This window comes from Dyadobacter sp. HNCC25DJ185 (genome assembly GCF_056895195.1).
This window is the reverse complement of the sequence record NZ_JBXHAR010000011.1, coordinates 201,357-226,273: the sequence shown is the minus strand read 5'-3', so window position 1 is coordinate 226,273 and position 24,917 is coordinate 201,357. Positions and strand designations below refer to the sequence as shown.

The 24,917-nt window shown below is 45.4% G+C and carries 26 protein-coding genes and 1 tRNA gene; 14 read left to right on the top strand and 13 right to left on the bottom strand.

Annotated elements, in window-relative coordinates; translation table 11 throughout:
* Nucleotides 1-5 precede the first annotated feature (5 nt).
* From AC1XUF_RS27640 to AC1XUF_RS27630, 3 genes are all read left to right on the top strand, one after another.
* Entirely contained in the window at nt 6-1,457 is a 1,452-nt protein-coding gene (locus tag AC1XUF_RS27640) for a TolC family protein (protein WP_483345100.1), read from the top strand.
* Between the two features lie 59 nt (nt 1,458-1,516).
* A complete protein-coding gene (locus AC1XUF_RS27635; RefSeq protein WP_483345099.1) occupies nt 1,517-3,751 on the top strand; it encodes a bifunctional alpha,alpha-trehalose-phosphate synthase (UDP-forming)/trehalose-phosphatase in 2,235 nt (744 codons plus the stop codon).
* An 87-nt stretch (nt 3,752-3,838) separates the two neighbouring features.
* Nucleotides 3,839-5,575, top strand: a complete 1,737-nt coding sequence (locus tag AC1XUF_RS27630) for an APC family permease (protein WP_483345098.1) — start codon at nt 3,839-3,841, stop codon at nt 5,573-5,575.
* A 14-nt stretch (nt 5,576-5,589) separates the two neighbouring features.
* On the opposite strand, the gene AC1XUF_RS27625 is transcribed toward AC1XUF_RS27630, so the two are convergent.
* Complete coding sequence (locus tag AC1XUF_RS27625) at nt 5,590-5,844, bottom strand: hypothetical protein (RefSeq protein ID WP_483345097.1); 255 nt, start codon at nt 5,842-5,844, stop codon at nt 5,590-5,592.
* Nucleotides 5,845-5,856: 12 nt separating this feature from the next.
* Between AC1XUF_RS27625 and AC1XUF_RS27620 the strand changes: the two genes are divergently transcribed.
* Both AC1XUF_RS27620 and AC1XUF_RS27615 read left to right on the top strand, forming a co-directional pair.
* The gene (locus tag AC1XUF_RS27620; protein ID WP_483345096.1) at nt 5,857-6,144 is read left to right on the top strand and encodes a hypothetical protein; all 288 of its coding nucleotides are present in this window, start codon (nt 5,857-5,859) and stop codon (nt 6,142-6,144) included.
* 137 nt (nt 6,145-6,281) lie between these two features.
* A complete protein-coding gene (locus tag AC1XUF_RS27615) occupies nt 6,282-6,842 on the top strand; it encodes a DoxX family membrane protein (protein WP_483345095.1) in 561 nt (186 codons plus the stop codon).
* Nucleotides 6,843-6,921: 79 nt separating this feature from the next.
* Here AC1XUF_RS27615 and AC1XUF_RS27610 read toward each other — a convergent pair whose 3' ends face one another.
* Together AC1XUF_RS27610 and AC1XUF_RS27605 are read right to left on the bottom strand one after the other, a co-directional pair.
* Nucleotides 6,922-7,158 carry a four-helix bundle copper-binding protein gene (locus AC1XUF_RS27610; protein WP_483345094.1) on the bottom strand — a complete coding sequence of 79 codons (237 nt, stop codon included), beginning with the start codon at nt 7,156-7,158 and terminating at the stop codon, nt 6,922-6,924.
* A 104-nt stretch (nt 7,159-7,262) separates the two neighbouring features.
* Nucleotides 7,263-7,922 (bottom strand): PDZ domain-containing protein, encoded by a 660-nt coding sequence (locus AC1XUF_RS27605; RefSeq protein ID WP_483345093.1) that lies wholly within the window; start codon nt 7,920-7,922, stop codon nt 7,263-7,265.
* A 789-nt stretch (nt 7,923-8,711) separates the two neighbouring features.
* Between AC1XUF_RS27605 and AC1XUF_RS27600 the strand changes: the two genes are divergently transcribed.
* Nucleotides 8,712-9,083: a VOC family protein gene (locus AC1XUF_RS27600; RefSeq protein WP_483345092.1), complete on the top strand. Its 372-nt coding sequence runs from the start codon at nt 8,712-8,714 to the stop codon at nt 9,081-9,083.
* 112 nt (nt 9,084-9,195) lie between these two features.
* Here AC1XUF_RS27600 and AC1XUF_RS27595 read toward each other — a convergent pair whose 3' ends face one another.
* The 7 genes from AC1XUF_RS27595 to AC1XUF_RS27565 all read right to left on the bottom strand — a co-directional run bounded on the left by AC1XUF_RS27595 (nt 9,196) and on the right by AC1XUF_RS27565 (nt 15,654).
* The gene (locus AC1XUF_RS27595) at nt 9,196-9,657 is read right to left on the bottom strand and encodes a hypothetical protein (protein WP_483345091.1); all 462 of its coding nucleotides are present in this window, start codon (nt 9,655-9,657) and stop codon (nt 9,196-9,198) included.
* Nucleotides 9,658-10,044: 387 nt separating this feature from the next.
* A complete protein-coding gene (locus AC1XUF_RS27590) occupies nt 10,045-10,365 on the bottom strand; it encodes an Arm DNA-binding domain-containing protein (RefSeq protein ID WP_483345090.1) in 321 nt (106 codons plus the stop codon).
* A gap of 249 nt (nt 10,366-10,614) precedes the next feature.
* Nucleotides 10,615-10,686: transfer RNA gene (locus tag AC1XUF_RS27585), tRNA-Arg, on the bottom strand.
* Nucleotides 10,687-10,792: 106 nt separating this feature from the next.
* Nucleotides 10,793-11,467 (bottom strand): NUDIX hydrolase, encoded by a 675-nt coding sequence (locus AC1XUF_RS27580; RefSeq protein ID WP_483345089.1) that lies wholly within the window; start codon nt 11,465-11,467, stop codon nt 10,793-10,795.
* An 11-nt stretch (nt 11,468-11,478) separates the two neighbouring features.
* On the bottom strand, nt 11,479-12,126 hold the full coding sequence (locus AC1XUF_RS27575; RefSeq protein WP_483345088.1) for a hypothetical protein: 648 nt from the start codon (nt 12,124-12,126) through the stop codon (nt 11,479-11,481).
* A gap of 167 nt (nt 12,127-12,293) precedes the next feature.
* Complete coding sequence (gene glgB / locus AC1XUF_RS27570; protein WP_483345087.1) at nt 12,294-14,321, bottom strand: 1,4-alpha-glucan branching protein GlgB; 2,028 nt, start codon at nt 14,319-14,321, stop codon at nt 12,294-12,296.
* 124 nt (nt 14,322-14,445) lie between these two features.
* Nucleotides 14,446-15,654, bottom strand: a complete 1,209-nt coding sequence (locus tag AC1XUF_RS27565) for a dipeptidase (RefSeq protein ID WP_483345086.1) — start codon at nt 15,652-15,654, stop codon at nt 14,446-14,448.
* A 210-nt stretch (nt 15,655-15,864) separates the two neighbouring features.
* Here AC1XUF_RS27565 and AC1XUF_RS27560 point away from each other — a divergent pair, with 210 nt between their 5' ends.
* The 4 genes from AC1XUF_RS27560 to AC1XUF_RS27545 all read left to right on the top strand — a co-directional run bounded on the left by AC1XUF_RS27560 (nt 15,865) and on the right by AC1XUF_RS27545 (nt 19,022).
* A complete protein-coding gene (locus AC1XUF_RS27560) occupies nt 15,865-16,434 on the top strand; it encodes a YdeI/OmpD-associated family protein (RefSeq protein WP_483345085.1) in 570 nt (189 codons plus the stop codon).
* A 23-nt stretch (nt 16,435-16,457) separates the two neighbouring features.
* Entirely contained in the window at nt 16,458-17,279 is an 822-nt protein-coding gene (gene budA, locus AC1XUF_RS27555; RefSeq protein ID WP_483345084.1) for an acetolactate decarboxylase, read from the top strand.
* 61 nt (nt 17,280-17,340) lie between these two features.
* Complete coding sequence (locus AC1XUF_RS27550; RefSeq protein ID WP_483345083.1) at nt 17,341-18,351, top strand: alpha/beta hydrolase; 1,011 nt, start codon at nt 17,341-17,343, stop codon at nt 18,349-18,351.
* 227 nt (nt 18,352-18,578) lie between these two features.
* Complete coding sequence (locus AC1XUF_RS27545) at nt 18,579-19,022, top strand: transposase (protein ID WP_483345124.1); 444 nt, start codon at nt 18,579-18,581, stop codon at nt 19,020-19,022.
* On the opposite strand, the gene AC1XUF_RS27540 is transcribed toward AC1XUF_RS27545, so the two are convergent.
* The 3 genes from AC1XUF_RS27540 to AC1XUF_RS27530 all read right to left on the bottom strand — a co-directional run bounded on the left by AC1XUF_RS27540 (nt 19,015) and on the right by AC1XUF_RS27530 (nt 21,939).
* Entirely contained in the window at nt 19,015-21,000 is a 1,986-nt protein-coding gene (locus AC1XUF_RS27540) for a beta-L-arabinofuranosidase domain-containing protein (protein ID WP_483345082.1), read from the bottom strand. The genes AC1XUF_RS27545 and AC1XUF_RS27540 overlap by 8 nt on opposite strands.
* Nucleotides 21,001-21,137: 137 nt before the next feature.
* On the bottom strand, nt 21,138-21,662 hold the full coding sequence (locus tag AC1XUF_RS27535) for a GNAT family N-acetyltransferase (protein WP_483345081.1): 525 nt from the start codon (nt 21,660-21,662) through the stop codon (nt 21,138-21,140).
* Nucleotides 21,646-21,939, bottom strand: a complete 294-nt coding sequence (locus AC1XUF_RS27530; RefSeq protein WP_483345123.1) for a type II toxin-antitoxin system TacA family antitoxin — start codon at nt 21,937-21,939, stop codon at nt 21,646-21,648. The genes AC1XUF_RS27535 and AC1XUF_RS27530 overlap by 17 nt, the downstream gene beginning before the upstream one ends.
* A gap of 345 nt (nt 21,940-22,284) precedes the next feature.
* Between AC1XUF_RS27530 and AC1XUF_RS27525 the strand changes: the two genes are divergently transcribed.
* The 4 genes from AC1XUF_RS27525 (at nt 22,285) to AC1XUF_RS27510 (ending at nt 24,917) form a co-directional block, all read left to right on the top strand.
* Nucleotides 22,285-22,533: a SymE family type I addiction module toxin gene (locus AC1XUF_RS27525; RefSeq protein ID WP_483345080.1), complete on the top strand. Its 249-nt coding sequence runs from the start codon at nt 22,285-22,287 to the stop codon at nt 22,531-22,533.
* Between the two features lie 120 nt (nt 22,534-22,653).
* Complete coding sequence (locus AC1XUF_RS27520) at nt 22,654-23,613, top strand: hypothetical protein (RefSeq protein ID WP_483345079.1); 960 nt, start codon at nt 22,654-22,656, stop codon at nt 23,611-23,613.
* Entirely contained in the window at nt 23,610-24,212 is a 603-nt protein-coding gene (locus AC1XUF_RS27515; RefSeq protein ID WP_483345078.1) for a HEAT repeat domain-containing protein, read from the top strand. Before AC1XUF_RS27520 ends, AC1XUF_RS27515 begins: the two co-directional genes overlap by 4 nt.
* A 63-nt stretch (nt 24,213-24,275) precedes the next feature.
* Nucleotides 24,276-24,917: an HAD family hydrolase gene (locus tag AC1XUF_RS27510; protein WP_483345077.1), complete on the top strand. Its 642-nt coding sequence runs from the start codon at nt 24,276-24,278 to the stop codon at nt 24,915-24,917.

Genomic DNA, 24,917 nt, shown 5'->3' with positions numbered 1-24,917 from the left:
TTCAAATGAGACATTTCAAAAAAATTGTAACCCTGCTTTCTGTCAGTATTTTCTTGCTGACTACCGGCTGCAAACTTACCCAGCCGGTAGTTCGGCATGCTGCCACACGCACGCCTGAAACTTTTGCCGGTGAAACAGATTCTACCGGAATTGGACACCTGGCCTGGAGATCCCTTTTCACGGATAGTTTGTTGAGCGCATTGATTGACACGGCATTGCAAAATAATCCCGATCTGAAAATAGCTGCACAAAGAATCGAAATGGCTCGTTCCGGTGTGCAGTTCGCCCAGGGCGCATTACTACCGAATGTCGGCGCCGAGATATCCGGGGGCGGCAGAAAATTCGGGGATTATACGATGGACGGCGTAGGGAATTATGACACTAATTTTTCGGAAAACCTCAATAGTGACCGCAAACTGCCCGCCCCATTCCTCCCTGATTATTTCGTGGGCCTGAGGAGTTCCTGGGAAATCGATATTTGGGGTAAACTAAAATCAAGAAAAAAAGCCGCTTACAATCGACTGCTAGCCTCTGAAAAAGGGAGACACACCATCATTACCGGTCTGATTGCGCAGGTCGCCAGCGAATATTACCGGTTGGTGGCCCTGGACAATGAGCTGGCTATCATCCGAAAAAACATTGTATTGCAGGAATCAGCCGTTGAAACGATTAAAATACAAAAAGAAGGCGGACGGGCAAATGAGCTGGCAGTACGGCAATTTCTTGCACAATTAATAAATACCCAAAGCCTGGAAGTTGAAACGCAGCAAAAGATCATTGCCGCTGAAAACAGCCTGAACCTGATGCTGGGCCGCTTTCCACAGCCCATTTCAAGGATTAAGCTGACCGACCAGGCTTTCCCGGACCGGATCAGCGCAGGTATTCCTGCCACGATGCTGAAACGAAGACCGGATGTGCAGCAAGCCAGGCTGGAATTGCAGGCATTTTACTCCGACCAGCAATCGGCGCAGCTCGCGTTTCTGCCATCGCTGAATATCACCGCACTGCTTGGTTTCAACGCTTTCAAAAGCAGCTTGCTCTTCGCGCCCGCTTCGCTGGCCTATGGCGCAGCCGCGGGACTTGCTGCTCCACTGATCAACCGGAAAGCTTTGAAGGCAAACCAAAAAAGAGCGGAAGCCGAAAGTCAGGCAGCATTGTTCAACTACAACAAAACCATTATCACAGGCTTTCAGGAGGTTAGCACCAGCCTGAAAAGGCTTGAAAACACCAGAAAAATCCTTGGGCTAAAATCAACCGAAGTCGAGGTTTTGCAGCAGGGCGTGTCGATTTCAAAAGACCTTTTCCTGACCGGCTATGCCTCCTATCTGGAAGTGATCATCGCCCAGCGAAATGTCCTGGATGCCGAACTTACGCTGACGGAAGTCAAAAGAAATCAATTCCTGGCCCTGATCGAGCTTTACCGTTCGCTTGGAGGCGGCTGGGAACAGGATCGATAATGCGTTTTTGCATTGTCTTTTTTAAACAAACCGCAGTTGAATAAGGGCTGCAAAAAAGTATGCGTATAGAACAAAAAGAAAATTCAAGAAGATTAATTATTGTAGCGTACCGACTGCCATTTAAGATTATAAACGAAAACGGCCAGAGCGAATTTCAGCAAAACTCGGGAGGCCTGGTTTCGGCGGTACTCTCGCTGGTCGACAGACAAAAAGAATCCTTTTTTGATGATGACCAGAAAATCCAGTGGATCGGCTTTTCCCAGAATTCACGGGAAGAATTAGAGGGTCAAAACCTTGCCAACGAATCCTTTGAGGCCCATCCGGTTTTTATTCCGGAGCAGATCCATGATAATTACTACGAAGGTTTTTGCAACAACCTGATCTGGCCGTTATGCCATTATTTCCCCTCTCTGGCGCGATTTGATGATGCCTACTTTCATGCATATCAGACAGCCAATGAACTTTTCTTCGCCAAACTGGCGCAGATCATCAGGCCGGGCGATGTCGTCTGGGTACAGGATTATCAGCTGATGCTCCTGCCGTCGATGATCAGGGCCAAATATCCCGGTAACCAGGTCGGCTTCTTTTTCCATATTCCTTTTCCGTCTTTCGAGCTGTTCAGGCTGCTGCCGGTTCAATGGCGTAAAGCACTCATGGATGGCATTCTTGGTGCCGATGTGGTTGGTTTTCACACCAACGATTATGTGGAGTACTTCCTCAAAGCTGCCAAGCTGGTCACGGGCTTCGGGAACAGGCTTCATTATATTAACATGGGAAGTAGGATCGTCAAGGTGGATTCCTTTCCGATCAGCATTGATTTTGAAAAATTCAATACTTCATTTGATGACCCTGCGGTGATCAGATCACGGGTCAGGGCCAGGTTATCATTGAGTGATAAAATCATATTCTCGGTGGATCGCCTTGACTATTCAAAGGGCATCCGCCACCGACTACTTGGCTTCACCCGGTTTTTGGACCAACATCCCGAGTGGCATGGGAAAGTCACCCTGGTAATGGTCGTGGTACCCTCCCGCGACACCATCGAGCATTACCAGAACATGAAGATGGAGATAGACCAGACCGTCGGCAGGATCAATTCAGACTATGGAAACATCGGCTGGCAACCTGTCATTTATCAGTACCGTTCCATGTCCTACGCCGAGCTGGTAGGCATGTACACCGCCAGTGATGTGGCTTTGATCACCCCTATTCGTGATGGCATGAACCTGGTCTGTAAGGAATATGTCGCAAGCCGGAAAGACACACAAGGTGTGCTCATACTGAGTGAAATGGCGGGCGCAGCCGCTGAGCTCGGTGAGGCGCTGATCATCAACCCGCTGGATGTTCAGGACATCTCGGATGCAATCCTGACGGCCTTCCAAATGCCTGTCGAAGAACAAACCAAAAGAATGACTGCCATGCGCGAGCGTATCCGGGAATACGATGTTTTCGCATGGACCAATGACTTTTTTACACAAATGAATATGCTGGAATTAGAACACGAAAGACTAAAACAGGTTTTCCTGACAAACAAGGGTATTGATAATGTCAGAATTGCATATCAGAACAGTGCCAGGCGGATCCTGTTCTTCGATTATGATGGTACGCTGGCGCCCATCGTGCCCGATCCTGCAAAAGCAATACTATCTCATGAAATCAAAACACTGATCCTGGAAATTGCCAGGCATAATACCGTCGTAATCATCAGCGGCAGGGACCGGCAATTCCTTGACCGGCATTTTGGGGAACTACCTGTCCACATCGTCGCCGAGCACGGTGCATTGTCGAAAACAAAAGAGGAAAACCGCTGGGTACTCAATGATAACTATGAGGAAAACTGGAAGGAAAGTATCCGCCCCATTCTTGAAATGTATGCAAAAAGATGCCCGGGCGCCTTTGTCGAAGAAAAGGAAACTTCGCTTGCATGGCACTATCGCGTCGCCGACGACGCAGACTATGCAGACCGTAGGGCAAGGGAATTATTATGGCAGCTCAAAAATTACATTCAGCCTGAGCTGAACCTACAGGTCATCGATGGCAGTAAAGTAGTAGAAGTAAAGAAAACTGCTTTTAATAAAGGAACGGCAGCGAAAAGTTTTGTCGACGGCGGCGACTATGACTTCATACTGGCAATCGGGGACGATACTACGGATGAAGATATGTTTGAGGCCTTGCCGGAGACATCATTTACCATCAAGATCGGGGACGCGCTTTCTGCAGCCAGAAATCATCTCAAAAGCCAGGAAGAGGTTTTCGACTTTTTGACTTTCATCAGTTCTCCGGTTGCCGAATAACGATGAGCTGTATAGAAATGATTGGAAATATTCAGGAAATAGAAGGGTACAATTTTGGTAAACGGTTTATTTTGAAACCGAACTTTTATGCATCATCAAAAAAAATTGAATGAGCTGGCCGCGACTGCAATTTGCGGAAATGACATTACCTCCTCCTGTTTGTATGTTTCTTCCCTGACCATCATTTACGCCGGCCAGTACGCCTGGCTGGCACTGCTGATCGTAGCCTTGGTCCTGTTTTTATTCAGAAAGATTTACGGCGAGGTAGTGGGCGCACTTCCGCTGAACGGGGGGGCCTACAATGTTCTTTTGAACACGACCAGTAAAAGCAATGCCTCCATCGCTGCCTGCCTGACCATCCTGTCTTACATGGCAACGGCAGTGATTTCAGCCAGCGAAGCCATGCACTATCTGCATGGTATCCTTCCATCCGTTCCAGTACTATTGGCGACTGGCGGGCTGATTACGGTCTTTCTTTTTCTGGTGATGTCCGGGATCAGTGAATCTTCAATTGTGGCCATTGTCATTTTCATATTGCACATCATGGCCATGATCACCCTCATCGTCAGTGCGGTATGGTATGTGAAGGTCAATGGACTGGATGTTGCTTCAATGAATTTCAAAATGCCTGCTCATGGAAGTTTTGCTACCGCATTGTTTCTAGGGTTCAGCACGGCGATGCTTGGCATATCAGGTTTTGAAAGCTCGGCCAATTTCGTGGAAGAACAAGAAATTGGTGTTTTCAGGAAAACCCTTCGAAATATGTGGGTGGCCGTCTCGGTGATCAATCCCCTGATGGCCCTGGCCGCAATAGCTGTACTGCCGCTCCCCGAAGTTGCCGTCAACCAGGAAGCTTTGCTGTCGCACATGGGGGGTATCACTGCCGGTCCCTGGCTCAGGACATTTATTTCTATCGATGCTGTGCTCGTTTTGAGCGGCGCGTTGCTAACTTCTTATGTGGGGGTGAATGGTCTGATCAAGCGAATGACGCTGGACCGGATTTTGCCCCAATTTCTTTTAAAGGAAAATTCCAAAGGAAGCTCTCCCAGGATATTAATCCTCTTTTATCTGCTTTGCTTATCTGTTTTAATCATCACCCGGGGACAGCTTGGCCCGCTTGCGGGTGTGTATACCATCTCCTTTCTGTTAGTGATGATTTATTTCGGCTTCGGCAATTTCCTGTTAAAAATTAAAAGGAGCAGATTACCAAGACCTGAACGTGCTTCGATTCCATCTGTGGCACTGGCGGTACTGGCTGTAATGATCGCCCTTTATGGGAATGTGACCCTTCATGCAGATTATCTCATCGTCTTTCTGCAATACTTCCTGCCTTCCATTATTGTGATTTCGCTCCTGCTTAACCGAAATGAGCTGTTACAATACATGCTGGTTTTCGTAGACAGCTTTTTCACCTCGATAAGAAGAATGGCTGCATTGAGCAAATTGCATTTAACCCGTGCCTTGAAGAGGCTGACAGAACAGGAATTCATCTATTTCACAAAAGGTGACGACATTTCAATTCTTAACAAGGTGATGATTTACGTGCAGGAAAATGAAATTACCAAAAAGCTTAAAATTGTAACGGTGCTACCGGATGGCAGCCATGTTTCAGAAGATTTTTTAAGGGATCTCGAAGTCCTTGACCGCGCATATCCCGAGATCAAGATCGAATACGTTAAGATACACGGGATATTTGGGCCGGAGATCATTGAAAAGCTTAGCAAGGAATGGAATATTCCCATCAACTTTATGTTCATCAGTTCGCCCAGTGACAGGTTTTCACACCGCGTTTCAGATCTTGGCGGGGTAAGACTGATTATTTAGCGATATTTGACAATTCAGTTGGCTTGCCGCCTGAGATAGTCCAGGGTTGTCGCAAGCTCCTCATGCAAAACCAGCTCAGGTGTCTCAATCGAGATCATGCGCGCCATTGGGAAGAACTCGCCTTTCATCTCTCTCATTATTATTCCATCAAACTTGCATGGCTCAACAGTTGACGGCAGGCCCAACTGGCTTTCGGCAACAACCGGCTTGCACATTCCAATAAAGTCTTCGGCCTGTTTCATCAGCTGCTCAGCATCTTCTCTTTTCATATCTTTGCTTTATTGAAAAAACACTGGCGAGTCCGTTTTTACTTCCCGAAACATATTAAAATTGGATTATTCATCAAACGCAAACACATTATTTTTGCGGCAAAAAAATCCGACCTTATACCGCCATCTACTGATTGGTTACGTCTGGAAATAGACTTGAATGTAGTGCTGACTAATAATGATGACCATATTGCCGGGGATGATGAACTGATGAGTCGGTTGGTTTTTCAAAAATCAATTATTTACTTCCGAAAAATTATTGGCAACTTTCTTGAATCCTCCGCCAGATTTGCTTACTGAAGGGGCGGAACAGGAAAAATGCGAGTCAAGGGGCTTGGACAATTGCCGGCATTGAATGACAATTTATCTAAGCCGACTCATCTTTTTACCCAGTCGCGGACGTACATCATCCAGACTTAACACTTAGCGTCCTGATCATGAAAACCACACACAATTTGTTCGACCGATTCGACCAGCTCGATACTTCAATTAACAAGTGGCTGGTGGCCAATAGCATTAACCTGCTCCGCTTTTCGATGGGCCTGGTATTTTTCGGTTTTGGTGTTCTTAAATTTTTCAGCGGCATAAGCCCAATCGAGTCGCTGGCAACACGTACGACAACAACACTCACTTTGGGCGTGTTTTCGGGGCATAACGCTATGCTGTTTGTTGCCGCCCTTGAATGCATTATTGGCGTCTGCTTTTTGACTGGAATGCTGTTACGTGTCGGCGTATGGTTATTGGCTCTTCAAATGATCGGTGCGATGTCCCCAATCCTACTATACACTTCAGAGCTTTTCCCCGGTCCCACACATGCTCCAACCCTGGAAGCACAGTATATTATCAAGGACATCATTCTTATTGCCGCAGGAATGGTCATCGCTTCTACCTGGACTGGTGCAAGGATTGTCGCAAAACCACAAACTCTAAGAAGCACTTTGACCAGGCGTGTTCCAGGTGTCTATCAGGATGTTGCCAGTGCACCTTTTGTAAGGTAAGGATTGGATGTATTGATTTCTGTATAAGAATACTTGTGCCTAGATTTCGACACTATTTGAAATGATGATTGCTAAAAAATTATCCAGGATTATAGGATGCAATATCACTTATTGATTTTTTACCACGTTCAGCACCGCAGGCTTCACAAATAGCAGCACAGATGCGACAAATTCCTTTTGCTTTTCCGCCTCCAAACATCATCAATTGGGCCACAGAGTAACAAATAGCAGCACGTTCCATGCGCCATTGAATACACATGTTTACATCTTCTTGCTGCGTGCAGGATGAAGCGCAGTGGTTACAATGGCTGCGCATTGCAGACAGGCATCCATGCAGGTGTTATTCCTGTAAATCAGCGTCTGTTCACAGTTATTTTCCTAGAATGTGGATTTGACAACCCGCATAAGTCTTCCTCTTGCCTAAGTCCCAAGGGAAAGCTCAAAGACCACCTTGGATCCATCAGGTGCAATTGCAAAAATCCGCACAAGGCCACTTTCTGCACTTAAAAGCACTGCATCAATATCCGCTGGACTATCAATAGACTTTCCGTTTATATAAGCGATAACAGTTCCAGCAGGTATGCCTATCTGATCAAAAAAGCCCCCTCTTCGGACATTTGTTACCTGTACCCCAGCTTTCAAGCCAAACTTTTGCTTCATTTCATCGGTAAGCGTGGCAAAGCCAGCCCCTAACTTGCTTCTTAATTCGAGCGGTCGGTTCACTTTGGCGACAGGCTTTGCGGCACCTTCCCCTTTCAAGGTAACCGACAAATTCCCTGTTTCATCCTTTCGAAGATAACCCAGCTTGACCACATCACCTGGTTTGTGCCTGGCTATGCGTTCAGAAAATTCTGTCGACGAGTTCAATGAGAAACCATCTATGCTTTGGATGATATCCCCTTCCCGCAGGCCCGCATCCGAAGCTGCGCTTCCAGGCTGCACCCCGGTCAAATACACCCCATTTATACGGGCAGGGTTAAGGCCCTGCTGGATTATATACTGATCCTCAGCAGATGGAGCGGGAAATGAAACGCCAAGCACACCACGTTTGACCAATCCGTACGTCTTTAAATCGTCCAAAATCTGGGACTACGGCAAAAATGACAGGCTCGTCTGTCGGGAGCTTTATCTGATCTGTTTGCAATTAAGGGCGTTAACGGCAACTACTATCTTTGATCGGCTCATCAGTGAAACAGCTACAAGGCAGCTTGCATTTATCTCTCCACAGAAGTAATTCCTGAGATTTTGACAATTTACAAAGCCTTGTTCATCTTCCTTAACCGTGCTGCCGTTTTGAGAAAAAAAGTCTTCACCTGCTCTGCTTATTGGCATCACCACTTTCACGTCAATTCCCCAGCTGGCGCATTTCTAAGTCAAATGCTTCACCGGACAAATCAATTCAGGCTGTTTTTTGAACCTTGTAAAGAGCCTTGGATACCAGCTCAGCCTATTTTTGCGAATCGTTTGTATGGGAAGCGGCGGCTGTATTTTTTCAGAATGGAAGCAGAAGAGAAAATATTAACATGGTATACGTAAAAATGACGGATCGGAAAAGTAAGCCAACGTTACATCTTCAAATATGAACTCTAGCAACACACTTAAACATGCGCAGTGAGCCCGGCTGACAATCACCATCGCTTGTTTTCCTTGTCCGTCTTGATTTCTGATATTTGAGTGTGCCGTCAACCACATTTTTCAGGTAAACATCCCTTATCAAAATGGGGCCTTCCTATCGGCGGCGCCCATAGAATTAATCTTTGTCCCTGGTAAGTATGATTTAAAGAGAGCTAACTCTTAATCCATAATAAGAGTGGCTTCCGGCAAGTATTTCCGACAGATAAATAGGCAATCACTTTATAATTATTAACTATGTTAAACGCGATCAATTGGTTTGAAATCCCGGTCAAAGATTTTGACAGGGCCAAAGCTTTCTATGAAACGATCCTGGGTGCAGCCATTACAGAAATGCCCAGCAACGAGTATCGGTACGGAATGTTGCCAGCAGATATGCAAAATGGCGGTGTCGGTGGTGGCATTGTTTATGGAGAAGGGTTCGAACCATCGATGTCTGGCTCCTTGGTTTATCTCAACGGCGGGGACGATCTGAATGTCCCCCTTTCAAAGGTCGAAGGCGCTGGTGGCAAAATTATCCTTGCCAAAACTTCGATCGGCGAAAATGGATTTGTAGCTTATTTTGCTGACACAGAGGGAAACAAAGTTGCGTTCCATTCAATGGGATAATTTTACCACCTGCCGTCAAGTAATACTGACGCAGATGGAAAGTTACCGAAACAAAACAAATAATTCCTACGCGCAGAACGGCCAAACCGGGCACCGTAGGAATTTTTATTATTCAAGAATAACCACTTTTCTCACCAATTGCTGTCCTAAGACATTTCATAATTTCCTCATGAAAGCCGGTACCGGCAGCATGCAGGGGGTCGATTGATTTTACCAGCAGCATTCGTAGCGTAAAAAGCCGCTCCCGGTTATATTTCTTTGAAGCTTTTACCAATTCCAGTTTCTTGACTTCTTCCTGCTGATTTTGTTTAGGATTAAATATTTCGTTGATGTGGCTGCACCGGTAGCAAACTCCGTTTCTGTTGATCAGCGCGCACCGGTGCTCGAAAATATCCGTCATCGTATTCCTGGCATCGTTTAAAAGGTGTTTGATGACAGCATCCGTCTTGTTCAGAATAAGAGCTATTTCTTTTATCGGAAAATCATAGATATTCATGAGAAAAAGCGCAATCCGGTTTTCTATAGGTAAGGTCTTTGAGATGCATGTAAAGCAGTAGTCGATATGCTCTTTCATCTCGTAAGCCCCTTCCGGCGACGTGTCGTGAACCTTCCAAAAAACCTGTCTGATCTCCTCTGAACCTATTGCCCGATCGGCAGCCCTGTCCTGAGCTTCGGGCTGCCATCTTTTTGATTTCCGCTAATGATCATAGGCACGGTTGGTGGTTATTTTAAATTCGCTTCACAAATCCCTGATTTGCTTGGTCAACCTGGTCATTATCTCAATTAACAAGGATTTATCCCGCTCCTCAACCGAATAACTTTTCGCTCTCAAACTACTTTGGGAAATGTCTGTGCGGTGTGGGGTTGACAGATAGGGAGCCACCGACTGAAAATTGTCGATAAGGAGCGCCCGGATATAATATTGGACAGGTCGGCGGCTTTAAAAAAGAGCGAAAGCTGATCAACGGTCATCTATCCCAAGCAGCACATTTTTGATTGATTCCACGGTTACTTCCCTGCCAGAATCAATCAGTTTCCGATGAGCTTCATACACCTTGGTCTGCAGAGTGTCGAGATATGCATTAGCGCTTCGAACGTCAGGTTTCGTCCCGGCCATCCTTCCTGATGCCGGATTCCATTTATCCGGTTCACAATCCCTTTTTGCAGCCATTTCAAAACGGCCGCCATCCGTTGTAATGCGTAAGTAAATGGGCATCTTGCCATTTACATAGTTCTTGGGCTTCTTTAAATAAAAGAGCAGATTAAATGTTTTACTAAGCATACCATACTTTTTTTATGTGAATAAAAGTAGGTTTGCAGTACAAAAAAATCAAGATATTTACGAGGTAAACTAGCTGTCATACAATACATTACGCCACTTCTGGTGAGTCAATACTCCCATTTGAGCCGACTCTCGAATTACTCACCAGAATTTTGCTAACAATTGCATGTTTTGACACTTTTTCAAAAAACAAAAACCCCACAAATCATTGATTTGCAGGGTTTTGATTGATTTTGATGAGCTATCTAGTGCACCCAACGAGATTCGAACTCATATCGTCGGTACCGGAAACCGAAATTCTATCCATTGAACTATGGGTGCTTTGTGCAGGCCGTATGCCTGTAACGGGGTGCAAATATAGGCCCTAATTTAATTTTTGACCAAAGGGATTCGTAATTACTTTGGATATTTTTGAAAGAAACGGGCGCTATAACTTCTTCAGCATAGCCCAGTCTTCCACATTTTTGAGGTAAAGGTAATCCAGTAAAATACCATTCACATTGGTAATCAGGCGATGTCCTTCGGCAAACGGCACGACAAAAGTATTGATATATTCATGGTCCGAAATAAGGCCCTGAGCCTTGTTATGGTAGGATTTAATGTCATCGGTTGTCAGTTCCAGTTCGCAATAGAACATATACATGGCCTCGTCACTCGTTCCCGTCGATGGAAAGAACGGCTCTTCGTTTACCTTTACCAATTGGGAAACTTCTACAGCAATCCCCGTCTCTTCGAACACTTCCCGGGCGGCCACAACAGCTGCGTCACACTCGCTGTCCAGCATCCCCGCGGGGTGCTCGTAAGTCATAGAACCATCACAAATCCTCCGCTGCTGAACCAGAAGGAGGTACTTATCCTTTGTGAGCGAATCGATAAAGCAAATCAGGACGCTCACTACTTCGCCTTTTAAAAAGCATATGGGCGGAATCTTATTTCCTTCCGGAGTGGTGGCATCTGTATAAACCAGGGAAAATAATACCTCGCCCTCCCCATTGTGTCGGGTGTAGAGTTCGTCTATCCGATGGACATCCAGTCCATTTTTCTCCAGGTTCTTCTTCCACAGGTTGTACTTGTGAGAGTCAATCAATTTTTCGGTATGCATTGATCGGCAGTTCAGTTGTAAAGTGGAAAAGAGATGGCTGCGTAGGGGATATTATAGTTGGTGGAGAACCGGTTCTGCCCGTTGTCCAGCTTTACATTCGTGGTGTAGGTTGTCCTTCCATGCACATAGGCAACTTTGAGACCGATACGATCGGTAATCCAGAAGCGTACATATATTTCAGACTGCCCGTTTTGCTTATCTACCGCTAAAGGGAGGAAATTCAAGGCACTAGGTCCGCTCGAAACATAATCGTTGTAGTAGTCAGCCCCTTGCCCCTCAAAGAGCGTCGATTTGGTATAAAGTCCTCGTCTCTTCACTCCGAATGCCAACCCCACCAGGTCTGTATTCGCTCCGATATCTAATTTCCATAGCCTGAAATTAGCACCCATTAAAAAGCTGACACCATTGGTCGTGATCTTGCCAAATTTCAGTGTATCATCGGAAAACGCAGTATTTTGCGGAACGAGGTTAGTCCTGCCGGCATAGTAGCCCCATGTCCTTACCCCCCAGCCCACGCGAAACCACGAAAAATTACTGAGACTTAACTCCTGATGATATGTAACGGATGGCACCCAAACCTTGTCCTGGTATCCGAGGCCCAGGTCGACGCCTGCTGTAACTCTTGAAAGACTTTGTGAAAATGCGGTAAATGAACTCAAAAAAACAAAAAATACTACGAATTGGATGCTCCTCATCTGTTTCTTAATAATGTGATAGGCAAAGGTAAAGAAATGTGTAAAAAATAAGGCAGAGATTCTATTCCCTGCCTTTTGATATGAGCAAATTAAGTAAACTACCAGCGTACTTTACGCTATTTGTCAAGTAATCATCCTTTGAATTTCTCTTTTTTCAAAACGATTGCACCCATTGGCGGTAGATCAAGGATCAATGAATTAGCCCTTCCATGCCACTGATGGTCTTCGGACTTGATAGCATCGTAGTTGATTACCCCGCTTCCTCCAAACACTTTCGAATCAGAGTTAAATATTTCCTTCCAACTGCCATCAGAGATAACCCCTACCCGATATCCCGTACGCGGAATAGGCGTCAAGTTGAGTACGACCACCAGATTTTGAGCGGAATCGGATGATTTTCTCGCGTAAACCAGCACCGAATTTTCCCTGTCCTGCGTATCGATCCACTCAAATCCTTCGTGGGCAAAAGAGAAATCAAACATCGCAGGCTCTGTTTTGTACAGGTGATTGAGGGCCTTAACGCACTCCTTCATGCCGATATGCGGCGCAAAGTTCAATAAATGCCAGTCCAGGCTTTGCTGGAAATTCCATTCGGAAGTTTGCCCGAATTCACCGCCCATAAAGATCAGTTTTGTTCCCGGATGCGTAAACATATAGGCAAACATCAGTCTGAGATTGGCAAATCTCTGCCACTCGTCGCCCGGCATTTTGTTGATCAGCGATTTCTTTCCATACACCACCTCATCGTGCGAAAACGGCAGCATGAAATTTTCAGAGAATGCATAAACGAGACTGAATGTCAGCTGATCCTGGTGCCATCTTCTGAATGCAGAATCCTTTTCGAAATATTTCAGGGTGTCGTTCATCCAGCCCATCATCCATTTCATTCCGAACCCTAAACCGCCGACAAAAACGGGGCGCGAAACACCCGGAAAGGCTGTTGATTCCTCTGCAATGGTTTGTATATCCGGAAACTCCGTATAGGCAGCTACATTCATTTCACGTAGCAACGAAATAGCTTCCAGGTTTTCCCGTCCACCGAATTCATTGGGTATCCATTCGCCGTGCTTTCTGGAATAATCCAGGTACAGCATGGAGGCCACCGCATCGACACGAAGTCCGTCGGTATGGTAACGATCCAGCCAAAAAATGGCATTACTGATCAGGAACGAGCGGACCTCGTTCCTTCCGTAATTGAAAATATAGCTTTTCCAATCTGGATGATATCCTTTTCTGGGATCCTCATGTTCGTAAAGGGCTGTACCGTCGAAGCGGAACAAGCCGTGTGCGTCACCCGGAAAGTGGGATGGCACCCAGTCCATATAAACGCCTATTCCAGCCTGATGCAGCTGATCGATCAGGTACATCAATTCCTGGGGAGTGCCCATCCGGGAAGCGACCGAAAAATAACCGGTGATCTGGTAACCCCAAGAAGGCGGATAAGGATGCTCCATGATCGGCATCAATTCCACGTGTGTAAAGCCCATTTCCTTTACATAAGGAACGAGGCCTACGGCTATCTCTTTATAAGTAAGATATCTCTCAGGATCGCTGGGGTCGCGTTGCCAGGAACCCAGGTGAACTTCATATACGGAGATCGGTGCATTGAGCTTATTTTTTTCCTTCCTCAGCTTCATCCAATCCGAATCCTGCCACTCGTACCAGGTATCCCATACAATGGATGCGGTCCGTGGCGCCACCTCGCACCACAATGCGAAGGGATCGGATTTTTCCAGATGCTGCCCATTCTGGGAGACAACATAATATTTATATACTTCCCCTACCCCTACATGCGGAATCCAGCCCTCCCAAATCCCCGAGCTGTCCCAGCGCGCCGCCAGAGGATGACTGCTGTGGTTCCAGCCGTTAAAATTACCTGTCACCGAGATATAGCTCGCGTTCGGAGCCCATACGGCGAAATAGGTACCTACGACACCTTTGAATTCCATCACATGGGAACCCAGCTTTTCATAAAGTTTGTAATGTTTTCCCTGACGAAAAAGATGAATATCAAAATCTGTAAAACGACTTACTGCCTCTACCGCATTTAATGCCTGATCCGGGATTTGTTCCGCATTGCTTCCAGCCGAGCTGCCAGCCGGACTTTCTGCTGGTTCCTGTGCCGAGTTTGTTTTTACTTTCCCCGTTGACTTAGCCATTTATTATATTTCGATGAATGATACGCTTAAAGAGATGTAAGATTTGCAATTTTATTAAACTATTTCTTAAAATGTATCTATTTTTTTTGCCTTTTCTTTCGACCAGCAATTTAAAATAGAATAGTTACAAGGTCCCGGCCGACTTTTCTACCTGATCCAGTACCCTCATGATATTACCTCCCCAAATCTTCTCAATGTCTTTACCGGAATATCCTCTTTTTACCAATTCCTCGGTAATCGCGCCGATTTGGCTTACATCCGTCAGCCCAATCACTTCTCCTCCTCCGTCCAAATCCATACCAATCCCGACATGGTCGACGCTGGTGAGCTTGATGACGTGCTCAATATGGTCTACCGCATCCTGAATCGTGGGCATATCCGACTTGTATTTTTCGTCAATAGCCTTCATTTCGTCGCGCAAGGCCTTTTTGTCGGCGTCTGAAAGATCGGTCTGGCGAATTTTCAGACGCAGCGCTTTCATGGACATTTCATGGGGTTGAGAAGGCTTTTTAACAAAACCAGGCACAAAATTGATTTGTATCACACCGCCGTTTTTGGCGAGCATTTGAATCATTTCATCGGTCATATTACGAGGAACATCGCAAAGTGCACGACACGAAGAATGGGAAGCAATAACCGGTACTTTGGTCAGTCTGATCACGTCGTAAAAAGTCGAATCGGAAACATGGGAAATATCGACCATGATCCCCAATCTGTTCATTTCCTTAACCACCTGTTCCCCAAAAGCGCTCAACCCGTTATGTTCGGGGCCGTCGCCATCTCCGGATGAATCACAAATATCGTTGTTCAACGCGTGCGAAAGTGTGATGTACCGCAAACCCAGATCATAATACAGCTTGATATTAGAAAGGTCCTTACCGATTGGCCAGCCGTTTTCCATTCCTATGAATATGGCCCTTTTTCCTTCTTTCTGAAGGCGGTAAGCATCTTTTGAAGTAGTTGCTATGGCCGCGAGTTCCGGGTGCATTCTCGCGGTTTCGTGGATTTTGTCAAAAATGGCCAGCGCTTTCTGTTTAGCTTCCGCGTTTCCTTCCTCGGTACGCTTGCCCTGACCGAGGTACACGGCAAAAAACATCCCGTCCATCCCGCCTTTGACCATCCTCGGAAAATCGATCTGCGACTTATCCTTCTCATAACTGTGCTCCACAGTAATATCGAAACCCGGCTGCATCATGTTAATAGGCACGTCGGCATGTGTATCAATCGTCAATGCCCTCGCGTGAATTTTTGCGGCTTTGGGGGACATGATCGTCGTCCCTGACTGCGCGAAGGCAACGATGGGGAACGACAGCAGAAACAGGATCTTTTTCATCGGCTTAGTCAGTCATGCGTGGTTGGTGAAAGAAATGCAGAGGTTTTAAGTTGACCTTTTTTTTCTGGAAAATCAACTGGGGTGCGGGATTACTTGGGATACTGATAAATATTGATGCCTATATTCAATTCACGGTTCAGCTTATCGTATTTTAAAGAAATCTTCCTCTATTTGTATTGTTTTCGCTCACATTAAAATCCTCATACGAGAATGGCCCCTACCTTCTTTGCCGACCAGACCGACTTCCGCCAATGGCTGGAAAAACATCATCAGACGGAAAAAGAACTGTTGGTGGGTTTTTACAAAGTAGGCAGCGGCAAGCCCAGCATGTCCTGGTCCGAATCGGTTGACCAGGCGTTATGCTTTGGCTGGATCGACGGCGTGAGAAAATCGATCGATCGCGAAAGTTACAGCATCCGTTTTACACCAAGAAAATCTGGCAGTATCTGGAGCAAGATCAACATTAAAAAAATTGAAGACCTGACGGAAAAAGGGTTAATGCGGCCCGCCGGAACTGCCAGCTTTGAAAAGCGCACAGAGGCAAAATCGAGCGTTTACTCCTATGAAAAAGAACCCGCCATACTCTCCGAGGAATTCGAAAAGCGGTTTAAGGAAAATGAAAAAGCCTGGGAGTTCTTCAAGAAACAAGGTCCAAGTTATCAAAATACGGCAATCCATATCGTCATGAGCGCCAAAAGAGAGGAAACCAGAAAGAGCAGACTCGAAGCTTTGATCAGGGACAGTGAGAATGGAAATAAGTTAAAACAACTTAGTTACTAGCCTAGCCACCCTTTGGGACCCTTATGAAACGTCTTTCTTTCCAATCGCTCCTTTTATGGGCATGCATCCCGGTACTGACCACCATGACCGGATGCAGATCCATACAGACCACCTCTTTCGTAACAGCGGGCAACGGCGCTGACCAGGATTTCATGTATCAGTATTCAATCATTGACGCCCTCATGGCCGGTGTATTCGACGGCGATATGACCATCGGCAAACTCAAAACGAAAGGCGATTTCGGCATTGGCACCTTCAATAGAGTGGACGGCGAACTGATGATGGACCAGGGGCATGTTTATAAAATCAGCTACGACGGTTCTGTAAAAGAAGTCCCCGAATCGGACAGCACCTCCGCAGCATTCGTCAAATTTTTCAAAGCGGATACGGTCATTCACCTGGCGGGCAAGGATTTAAGCTATGAGAAAGTCCAGGAATATTTGGTTGAGAAGCTCAATGCGAATGCTATTTATGCACTAAGGATCAGGGGTAAATTTGCAACCATGACAACCCGTGCGGAAAAGCCTGCAAAACAGCCCTACACGACTCTACCTGAGCATCTCAAAGTAAATCAAACCGTTTTTAACCTGCAAAATTCCGAAGGTATCTGCAATGGGTTCCTGCTTCCGCCTTATCTGGCGAGAACAAATGTCCCCGGGTTTCATTTGCATTATCTGGCCAATGATCACAAATCAGGCGGACATATTTTTAATTTCACAACAGATTCGGTCATCATTGAAATCGATATGGCGAAGGGCTTTATGATCGAAAACAATACCAATGCGGAGTTCAAAAAAGTAAACCTCCGGCCTGACCGCGGTGCGGAACTGAAGAAAATTGAATAACATCCTTTGTCGGCAAAGCCATACTATTGTTATATTTATATTTCTTTCAGGTTTGCCGAAAATGAAAACCATCATACACTGCATCTTCTTCCTGCTATTGTCCTCCGCTTATAGTATTGGGCAAGTCACTTATTTTGCAGATATTCTTGGAAAAGGCTTCAAACAGGCCACTATCGTACAGGCCCCGGACTATGAGGGCAGTGTGACATGCACCATCATCAAAAAACCGGCTGCTGAAAAAAGTACAAAAGCAGTTTTATATGTCCACGGCTTTAACGACTATTTCTTTCAGGAAGAAATGGCGGAGCGGTTTATCAAAGAGGGCTTCAACTTTTATGCCGTCGACTTGCGGAAATACGGGCGTTCGTGGCTCCCTAATCAGAAATTCAATAACGTCCGTGATCTTTCCGAATATTTTGCGGACCTGGACACCACTTTGGCAATCATAAAAAACGAGGGGTCGGATAAAGTCTTGTTGAGCGGGCATTCGTTGGGGGGACTGGTTATTTCGCTGTACGCCGATGCGCGCAATGGAAGGGAATTATTCAATGCTATTTTGCTGAACAGCCCCCTTTTTGATTTGCCTACCAAATCCGGTTTAAAGAAAACAGCCCTTCCTTTAATTGTCAAAAGAGCCGAAAAACATCCCGAAACGGGTATTGACGCCGGTCTGAGCCCTCTTTACGGTGAAAGTTTGCACAAAGATGCACACGGCGAATGGTCTTATAGTCTGGGTTTCAAGCCCCATATTGCTCCTCCCGTCAATTTCGGCTGGATCAGGGCAGTTCATTTAGGTCACGAAAAACTGGCGCAGGGGCTACAGATTAACAAACCTGTTCTGGTACTGCATTCGGCGAAATCCATTGATGAAAAGAAATGGAGCGATGTCATGTTTACCGGAGATGCCGTACTAGACGTCGCTCAAATAGATCTTCAGGCTCGCAATATCATTGGCCAATACAGCATCCAGGCCGTTCCAGGCGGCATGCATGACCTGATTCTTTCCAAACAACCCGTCCGGGATGAGGTGTACTCGACTATTTTCAATTGGGCAAAAAGGACGGTAAAATAGCGCAAACAGCGCTGGCGCGAACCTCCAGGTTCGTCCCGCCTATTCCCAGGCCTCCGGCCGAAAAAATTCCTGACAAAATGCGTTACTTACCGGTACCCTACACGTCAAAAGTAGAAAACGCAAGCTATGTCCCAAAAATACAGATTCCACAAAGACGGCCTTTTCTTTGTCACTATGACCGTAGTCGGTTGGATTGACGTTTTCACGAGAAAAAATACGCCGATGAAATCATCAAAAACCTAAACTACTGCATCGAACACAAAGGCCTGGAAATTTATGAATTCTGCATCATGCCCAATCATTTGCATATGATTTGTGCTGCAAAGGATGGCGAAGTTGGAAAGCTGATAAGAGATTTCAAAAGCTTTACCGCCAAGGAAATCATTCGGTTAATTGATGAAAATCCTCAGGAAAGTCGCAAGGAATGGCTATTGTATATGTTCCGGTATTTCGCCAAAGGATCGAGTCCGAAGTGCGAATTTCAGTTCTGGCAACATCATAATCACCCGATTTCTCTCGTTTCCCGCCGATTTATAATACAAAGGACCAGGTATATCTGGAACAATCCCGTCAAGGCGGGGATTGTAAGCGAACCGCAGCATTACATATATAGCAGCGCTAATCCGGATACTGGGCTGAACTCTGCTGACAACGCAGAAGGGGCTACTTGACCACAGGAAAGGCGACAATACGCACTTTCGTAAAGCCATAAGGCACCAACGTGATTTTCTCCACCTCAGGACTTACTTCACCTTTGTAAATTCCCTCGCGATCCGTTACCGGCTGTCGCGCCAGGCCATCCACGATTTTCCAATTCGGTATCTTTTTGGCAGAAGCTGTTATCTCAATAGGCGCGTGCGCCAGATTCCAAACGAAGTTTGAGTTAACAGGTTTTACAACATTGACAGTAAGATTGCCAACAGGATCTTTAACCGTCTGCTGGACAAGTCCAAAATTCCAATCGGATTTCGGATAGACGCTGAAGTATTCCCCCTCCTCTTTTTGCGTGTCCTTTTCCCATTTTTCTTCCAATTTCAAAGCATAAACCAGCGGCCCGCGCTCGATGCTCCTCGAATTTTTCCCCCAATTGGATGTAAAAACTTCCATCGGCAGTTGCAAAGAAAGCTTGTCATTATTTTTCCAAACGCGGTTCACAATTGCAATCTGCCCGCCCCTCTCTCTTTTCAACTCCTTACCATTCAGCGAAATGACTGCTTCTCTACACCACGAAGGAATTCTTAATTGCAGTGGAAAAGAGACATCCTTAGCAGTCTCCAGCTCAAATTGAATGTTATCTTCAAAAGGATAATTAGTTGTTTCATTGATAATCACTTCGGTTCCCGCAGATCCAACTTTTGCTTTGAGTTCATTGGGACTATATTCCAGCGCCGCCAAACCCTTATCGGGAGTCAGGTACCACAAGTGGCTCGCAAATTTCGTCCAACTCTGATGCATATTGGCCAGGCAGCAGGTATAACCGCTTCTCATTCCTAGCACATTGTTCATTTCCCGATCAAAAGGCAATGAAAAATCAAAAACGCCGCGGCTGATCTGAACCTGGTTGGCGATCTGGAAATACTGCTTCCCGTTATAATCGTCAGTGGTCTGCGTCGGCAATGCATTGAAAGTCATCCTTTCCAACGCATCCATATATTGAATATCGCCGGTGATCGCAATGATTTCTTCCAGGGAGTACATCGCCTCGGCGATCGCGCAGAGTTCTACTCCTTGTGTCGGGGCATTGCCATGCAAATCTTCGTCACCTGAGAAAATGCCCATTGGTAACCCATGCAAGTGCATCAGGTCAGTGAAGCCTGTTTTCAGGGATTTCAGGTATTTTTCATCCTTCGTCCGCTGATAATTGATCGCCGGAGATTTGAGCGCCATCCCAACGTTTACGGCATGCCGTTGCATCCACTTATCGCTGTTTTGCTGTGCCGCTGCATTCATGACCCAATTCTGGCCGCCCAGCAAGTCGCTCCATGGAAACGCTTGTGACTCAATCTGCGCGGCCAATTCCAACAGTGACTTGTCTTTCGTTATCCCGTAAAGCCATTGCGCCATCATCACATTGTCGGCACCACGCGACTCCGCCCAATCGGTCCATTTCCCAAGCGGGCAATTTTTCAATGCAGCCGATTGGTATTTGAAATATTTAGTCATAAAAGGAATGACCCGCTTGTCATTGGTAGCCTGATAATACTGGCGTATTGCTTTCAGCATCACCATTTTAGGCCACCAGTCTTCCCCGGATGCACAGGTTTCGGGAGTGATTTGCACATTCTTTTCGCGCTCATCTTTTGTAATCGGACCAAAATAACCGGACGGACGCTGATTGTCGATCGTCCAGTTGATGTATTTCAATACCTTTTCCTTCATCTCCTGATCATCCAGCAAATAAGCCAGAGGTACCGCGCCATCCAGCCAATAAGGAGTCTCTTCCCAGCCGTCGCCCTTTCCGCCGAGCCAGCCATTGTCATTTTTTACTTTGGCATAAACCTCATCCAAATGCCCGGTAGTACCATTTTTCATGATCACCAATTGGTCACGCAGCCAGCCTTTTGGTTTGATTGAACCTAGTGGCGCTTCCGTGTAAGGCTGAACAGATTTTGCCTGCGCAGTAGCAGGTGAAATCTGAAAAGTTGACAAGATTAGAAGGAGAAACAAAACGAATGTCCAAGAGAATTCTGAATGATTGAATCTTTCGCGCATTGGATTTTCCAGGTTAGGCTAGTACTGTTTAGGCTTAATATATCCTGAAAACGAAAGATTGTGATTAGCCTTTTTTACTTGGGAAACTCCTGTTCAAGAGTTTCTACCAAATGCATGGCCGTTTTCATCGATAGCATCATTCTACCAGTGTCCGACAACGCCACAAAGCCATAGACCGAATAGAATTTTTGCGCTTTCTCATCTATTGGATCTACAACAATCGCTATTGAACCTACACTTTTGGAAATTTTCAGACATCGTTTTAATGCATTTGCAATTAGGTCGCGCCCGATCCCTTTACCCTGCATTTTCTTGTCAACGGCGAATCGCCCCAACAAAATAGCCGGAAGAGATTCATACGAAGCCGGTAGTTTTCTTCGCATCTCATCCGGAAAATCACTGATTCTGATCGAACTTGCTGAAAGCGTATAGTAACCATGCACAACATTGGATTCATTCACTAAGACGAAACAAGCCGACAAATCACGTTTTACATCCTGTTTTGCCTGAGTTCTGATATAATTATTCAACATTGGTGCCCCGCAGTCAAAATCTTTCTTTTCATGCTTACTCTCTAAAATTTCAACTTTCAACATCATCCGAATCAATAATGTTATGTTGATTTAAAAAGGCAGCCTTTAACTTTTCGTTTGGTGCGGGAGGGTTCAATATTAGATCTAGGAAAATTCTTTTGTCTTCCAAGGACTTTAAAACAATCTCATTTTCCTGAATAATCTTGTTCGCCTCATTGCTTACGCAAAACACGACGAATTCTGACAAGCTTTTGAAACCCTTTAATTCTGACGCGTATTTTATTAATTCCTTTTGCTCTCTGCTGATCCTGATATCAATTCGGTCGTTTATCACAGTGGCCATATTTTGCATTAATTGTCGTGTAACCATATTGTTCTGATTAAATGTACGAATAATTACCGTACAAGACGATGAATGAAAGTTTTTTACAAGTATATGTTTTATAAAATGCAGGTCTATAACCGTTAGTTAACCCATTCCTGCCGATAAAGAATCCGCGACTCAAATTGCCGCACAAAAGACAATATCATTCCTAACTTTCAAATGCGATTACCATTCCGGCATCTAGCATGCCAACTACGTTTTGTTTCACAATATACCCGACAGAGAGCAGGTGTAAGTCCTGTACTTCAAGGCCGGTCCTGGTTGATCGCAGCACTGTCGGGTTTCACTTTAAACATTAAAAAAATGCGATCAACTAAGAAATCAAAAACCGCCCCCAACACAAAAACCACCCTCAAACCCATCAAACCAAAACGCCCCGAAGTCCGCAGCCTCAAAATCCAACCCAAAGTCAGGCAGAGTTTTTACAAAGAAACATTCGTCCCGGAGATCAAGCTTTGCGGGGAATGGCTTCGAAATCTGGGTTTTGAATCCGGGAATAAGGTCACCGTTACCACGATGCAGCAACTTTTGATCATTACTCCTTATGAATAAATGAAGAGACCGTTTCAGATAATGAATCGGTCTTTTTTCTTCCATATAGATTAAAAGCTTTAATTTTCCTTCACAACCGAGCCCTATCCTTGCATGCCAAAAAAAGTACCAATCCCTCCAATGGCTTTTATTGCTCCGCTTGTCTACGCGCTCTTCATGCAGAGACTATTTACAATGGTTACCTGGCGGGACCTTCTTAGCGTCATGACCGTTTCGTTCCTGTTTTTCATACCCGTGGCAGTGGGCGCGATCACCATTTATTTTTCCTCAGAAACCAACGCGCGCAATTGGGCTTATAGGATCATTGTGCCCTGGATACCTCTTTTCGCATTTGTCGTTGTTACGCTTGTTACCTACACCGAGGGGTGGGCATGCTGGATCATGGTTTTGCCGTTATTTATGGTCGCGTGTTCTATTGGAGGATTGATTGGCGGATATCTCAAAATTCGCAGAATTGAGCGCAACAGTAACATTCAGATATCCTTGATTGCGCTGCTACCTCTCTTTTTGGCCCCTCTGGAAAGTTTTGCCGGAAACATTCCCGGCACTTATAAAGCTTACACAGCTATTGATATTCATGCACCAGCTGCAATGATCTGGAACAATGTAACCAGAGTGCCTGAGATTCCGGAAAGTCAGGATAAGGGTTATTTAACAGATTTTTTGGGCTTTCCCCGACCGGTAAAAGCCGAGCTGAATTACGAGGGCGTGGGCGCTTATCGTGAAGCGATTTTTACAAACGGGCTCGTATTTCACGAAACCGTATCCCAATATACGCACCAGAAGAAAATGGTTTTTTCAATTAAGGCTTACCCATATGAGATACCTTCGGCGACTTTGGATGAACACGTAGTAATTGGCGGTAAGTTTTTTGATGTGCTAAACGGTACTTATGAGTTGCAAAAGCTTGATAATGAAACTTACAGACTTCATTTATACAGTCATTTCAAGCTGAACACCACTTTCAACTTCTATGCAAGCTGGTGGGCAAAATGGATTATGAAGGATATTCAGAACAACATTTTGCAGGTTGTGAAACAACGTGCAGAAGGTAATCTCACTAACAAGAGCCAGTTATGATAAAAGAAATCATTGAAAAACTCAAACAAACCGAGCACGGCTTCAAACACATCGTAGAGGCTGGTGACGGGATTTTAAAAGATTCCAGCGCAGATCATTTTAAAATTGCTGTTGACTTACTGGCAGACGAAAGTTACCAGGCCCGAATGCTTGCGACGCATATCCTGGGCCGACTCGCAACAACACAGGAAAAGGCCCTTCATACATTGATTGAGACGGTAGCCAAAGACGAAAACTGGCGCGTTCAGGAAATGCTGGCGAAGGCATTGGATTACTATTGCAGCGTAAAAGGTTATGAAAAATCGCTTCCTGAAATCAGAAAATGGCTTTCTGACGATGATCCCAATGTCAGAAGAGCGATTACGGAAGGTTTACGGATTTGGACGAACAGGCCTTTTTTTAAACAAAATCCGGAAGTTGCCATCCAGCTGATCAGCGTTAACAAGAGCGAAGAGAGTGAGTATCTGAGAAAGTCGGTCGGAAATGCTTTGCGGGATACTGGCAGGAAGCATGGGGAGCTTGTAAAAAGTGAATTGGCCCAATGGAATTTATCTAATTCAAAAATCGCGTTTACACACAAATTGGCTTCAGGTAAATAGTTTTTCAAACTGAATATGCATTATCTTGGCTTGCAGTTTATGTTAAAAATTAACTGATAAAATATGCAAGTCAACGACCTCAAAATCCTGTTTTTCGACATTGGCGGTGTACTGCTGAGTAATGGCTGGGGACACGAGTCCCGGATACTGGCAGCCGAAAAATTTGGCCTGGATTACAAGGAAATGGACCAGTTGCACAACTTCATTTTCAATGTGTACGAAATTGGCAGCATTACCCTTGATCAGTATCTGGATACCGTGATATTTAACCACCCAAGAGATTTTGTTCGGGAAGACTTCAAGGAATTTATGTATTCACAGTCGGTAGAACTACCGGGTATGCTGGCCTGGCTGAAAGAGTGGAAACGGGACTGTGGCTTCCGGGTCATTTCTATCAACAATGAAGGGAAGGAGTTGAATGACTACCGGGTACAAAAATTCAAGTTACATACCTGCTTTGATGCATTTATCTCATCTTGCGAAGTAAAAATGCGCAAGCCTGACCCGCGCATTTTCGAATTGGCTATGGGTATAGCCCAGGCGACTCCAAGTCAATGCGTTTATTTCGATGACCGGATTATGTTCGCCAATCTTGCCAAAGGATTGGGATTGCGGGCGTTCCAGCATAAAGACTTCGAATCAACCAGGGAAATCCTGGAAGACCTGAAAAAAGAACAGTTCGCCAGATTCGGGCCGTCAAACTGA

Coding starts and splice junctions, on each gene's coding strand:
- AC1XUF_RS27565 (WP_483345086.1), bottom strand. CDS start 15,654: ATGAAAAAGATCCTGTTTCTGCTGTCGTTCCCCATCGTTGCCTTCGCG.
- AC1XUF_RS27525 (WP_483345080.1), top strand. CDS start 22,285: ATGCGATCAACTAAGAAATCAAAAACCGCCCCCAACACAAAAACCACC.
- AC1XUF_RS27550 (WP_483345083.1), top strand. CDS start 17,341: ATGAAAACCATCATACACTGCATCTTCTTCCTGCTATTGTCCTCCGCT.
- AC1XUF_RS27610 (WP_483345094.1), bottom strand. CDS start 7,158: ATGCGCAGCCATTGTAACCACTGCGCTTCATCCTGCACGCAGCAAGAA.
- glgB (WP_483345087.1), bottom strand. CDS start 14,321: ATGGCTAAGTCAACGGGGAAAGTAAAAACAAACTCGGCACAGGAACCA.
- AC1XUF_RS27630 (WP_483345098.1), top strand. CDS start 3,839: ATGCATCATCAAAAAAAATTGAATGAGCTGGCCGCGACTGCAATTTGC.
- AC1XUF_RS27635 (WP_483345099.1), top strand. CDS start 1,517: ATGCGTATAGAACAAAAAGAAAATTCAAGAAGATTAATTATTGTAGCG.
- AC1XUF_RS27535 (WP_483345081.1), bottom strand. CDS start 21,662: ATGATGTTGAAAGTTGAAATTTTAGAGAGTAAGCATGAAAAGAAAGAT.
- AC1XUF_RS27595 (WP_483345091.1), bottom strand. CDS start 9,657: ATGAAAGAGCATATCGACTACTGCTTTACATGCATCTCAAAGACCTTA.
- budA (WP_483345084.1), top strand. CDS start 16,458: ATGAAACGTCTTTCTTTCCAATCGCTCCTTTTATGGGCATGCATCCCG.
- AC1XUF_RS27515 (WP_483345078.1), top strand. CDS start 23,610: ATGATAAAAGAAATCATTGAAAAACTCAAACAAACCGAGCACGGCTTC.
- AC1XUF_RS27580 (WP_483345089.1), bottom strand. CDS start 11,467: ATGCATACCGAAAAATTGATTGACTCTCACAAGTACAACCTGTGGAAG.
- AC1XUF_RS27625 (WP_483345097.1), bottom strand. CDS start 5,844: ATGAAAAGAGAAGATGCTGAGCAGCTGATGAAACAGGCCGAAGACTTT.
- AC1XUF_RS27560 (WP_483345085.1), top strand. CDS start 15,865: ATGGCCCCTACCTTCTTTGCCGACCAGACCGACTTCCGCCAATGGCTG.
- AC1XUF_RS27530 (WP_483345123.1), bottom strand. CDS start 21,939: ATGGCCACTGTGATAAACGACCGAATTGATATCAGGATCAGCAGAGAG.
- AC1XUF_RS27640 (WP_483345100.1), top strand. CDS start 6: ATGAGACATTTCAAAAAAATTGTAACCCTGCTTTCTGTCAGTATTTTC.
- AC1XUF_RS27615 (WP_483345095.1), top strand. CDS start 6,282: ATGAAAACCACACACAATTTGTTCGACCGATTCGACCAGCTCGATACT.
- AC1XUF_RS27520 (WP_483345079.1), top strand. CDS start 22,654: ATGGCTTTTATTGCTCCGCTTGTCTACGCGCTCTTCATGCAGAGACTA.
- AC1XUF_RS27590 (WP_483345090.1), bottom strand. CDS start 10,365: ATGCTTAGTAAAACATTTAATCTGCTCTTTTATTTAAAGAAGCCCAAG.
- AC1XUF_RS27600 (WP_483345092.1), top strand. CDS start 8,712: ATGTTAAACGCGATCAATTGGTTTGAAATCCCGGTCAAAGATTTTGAC.
- AC1XUF_RS27510 (WP_483345077.1), top strand. CDS start 24,276: ATGCAAGTCAACGACCTCAAAATCCTGTTTTTCGACATTGGCGGTGTA.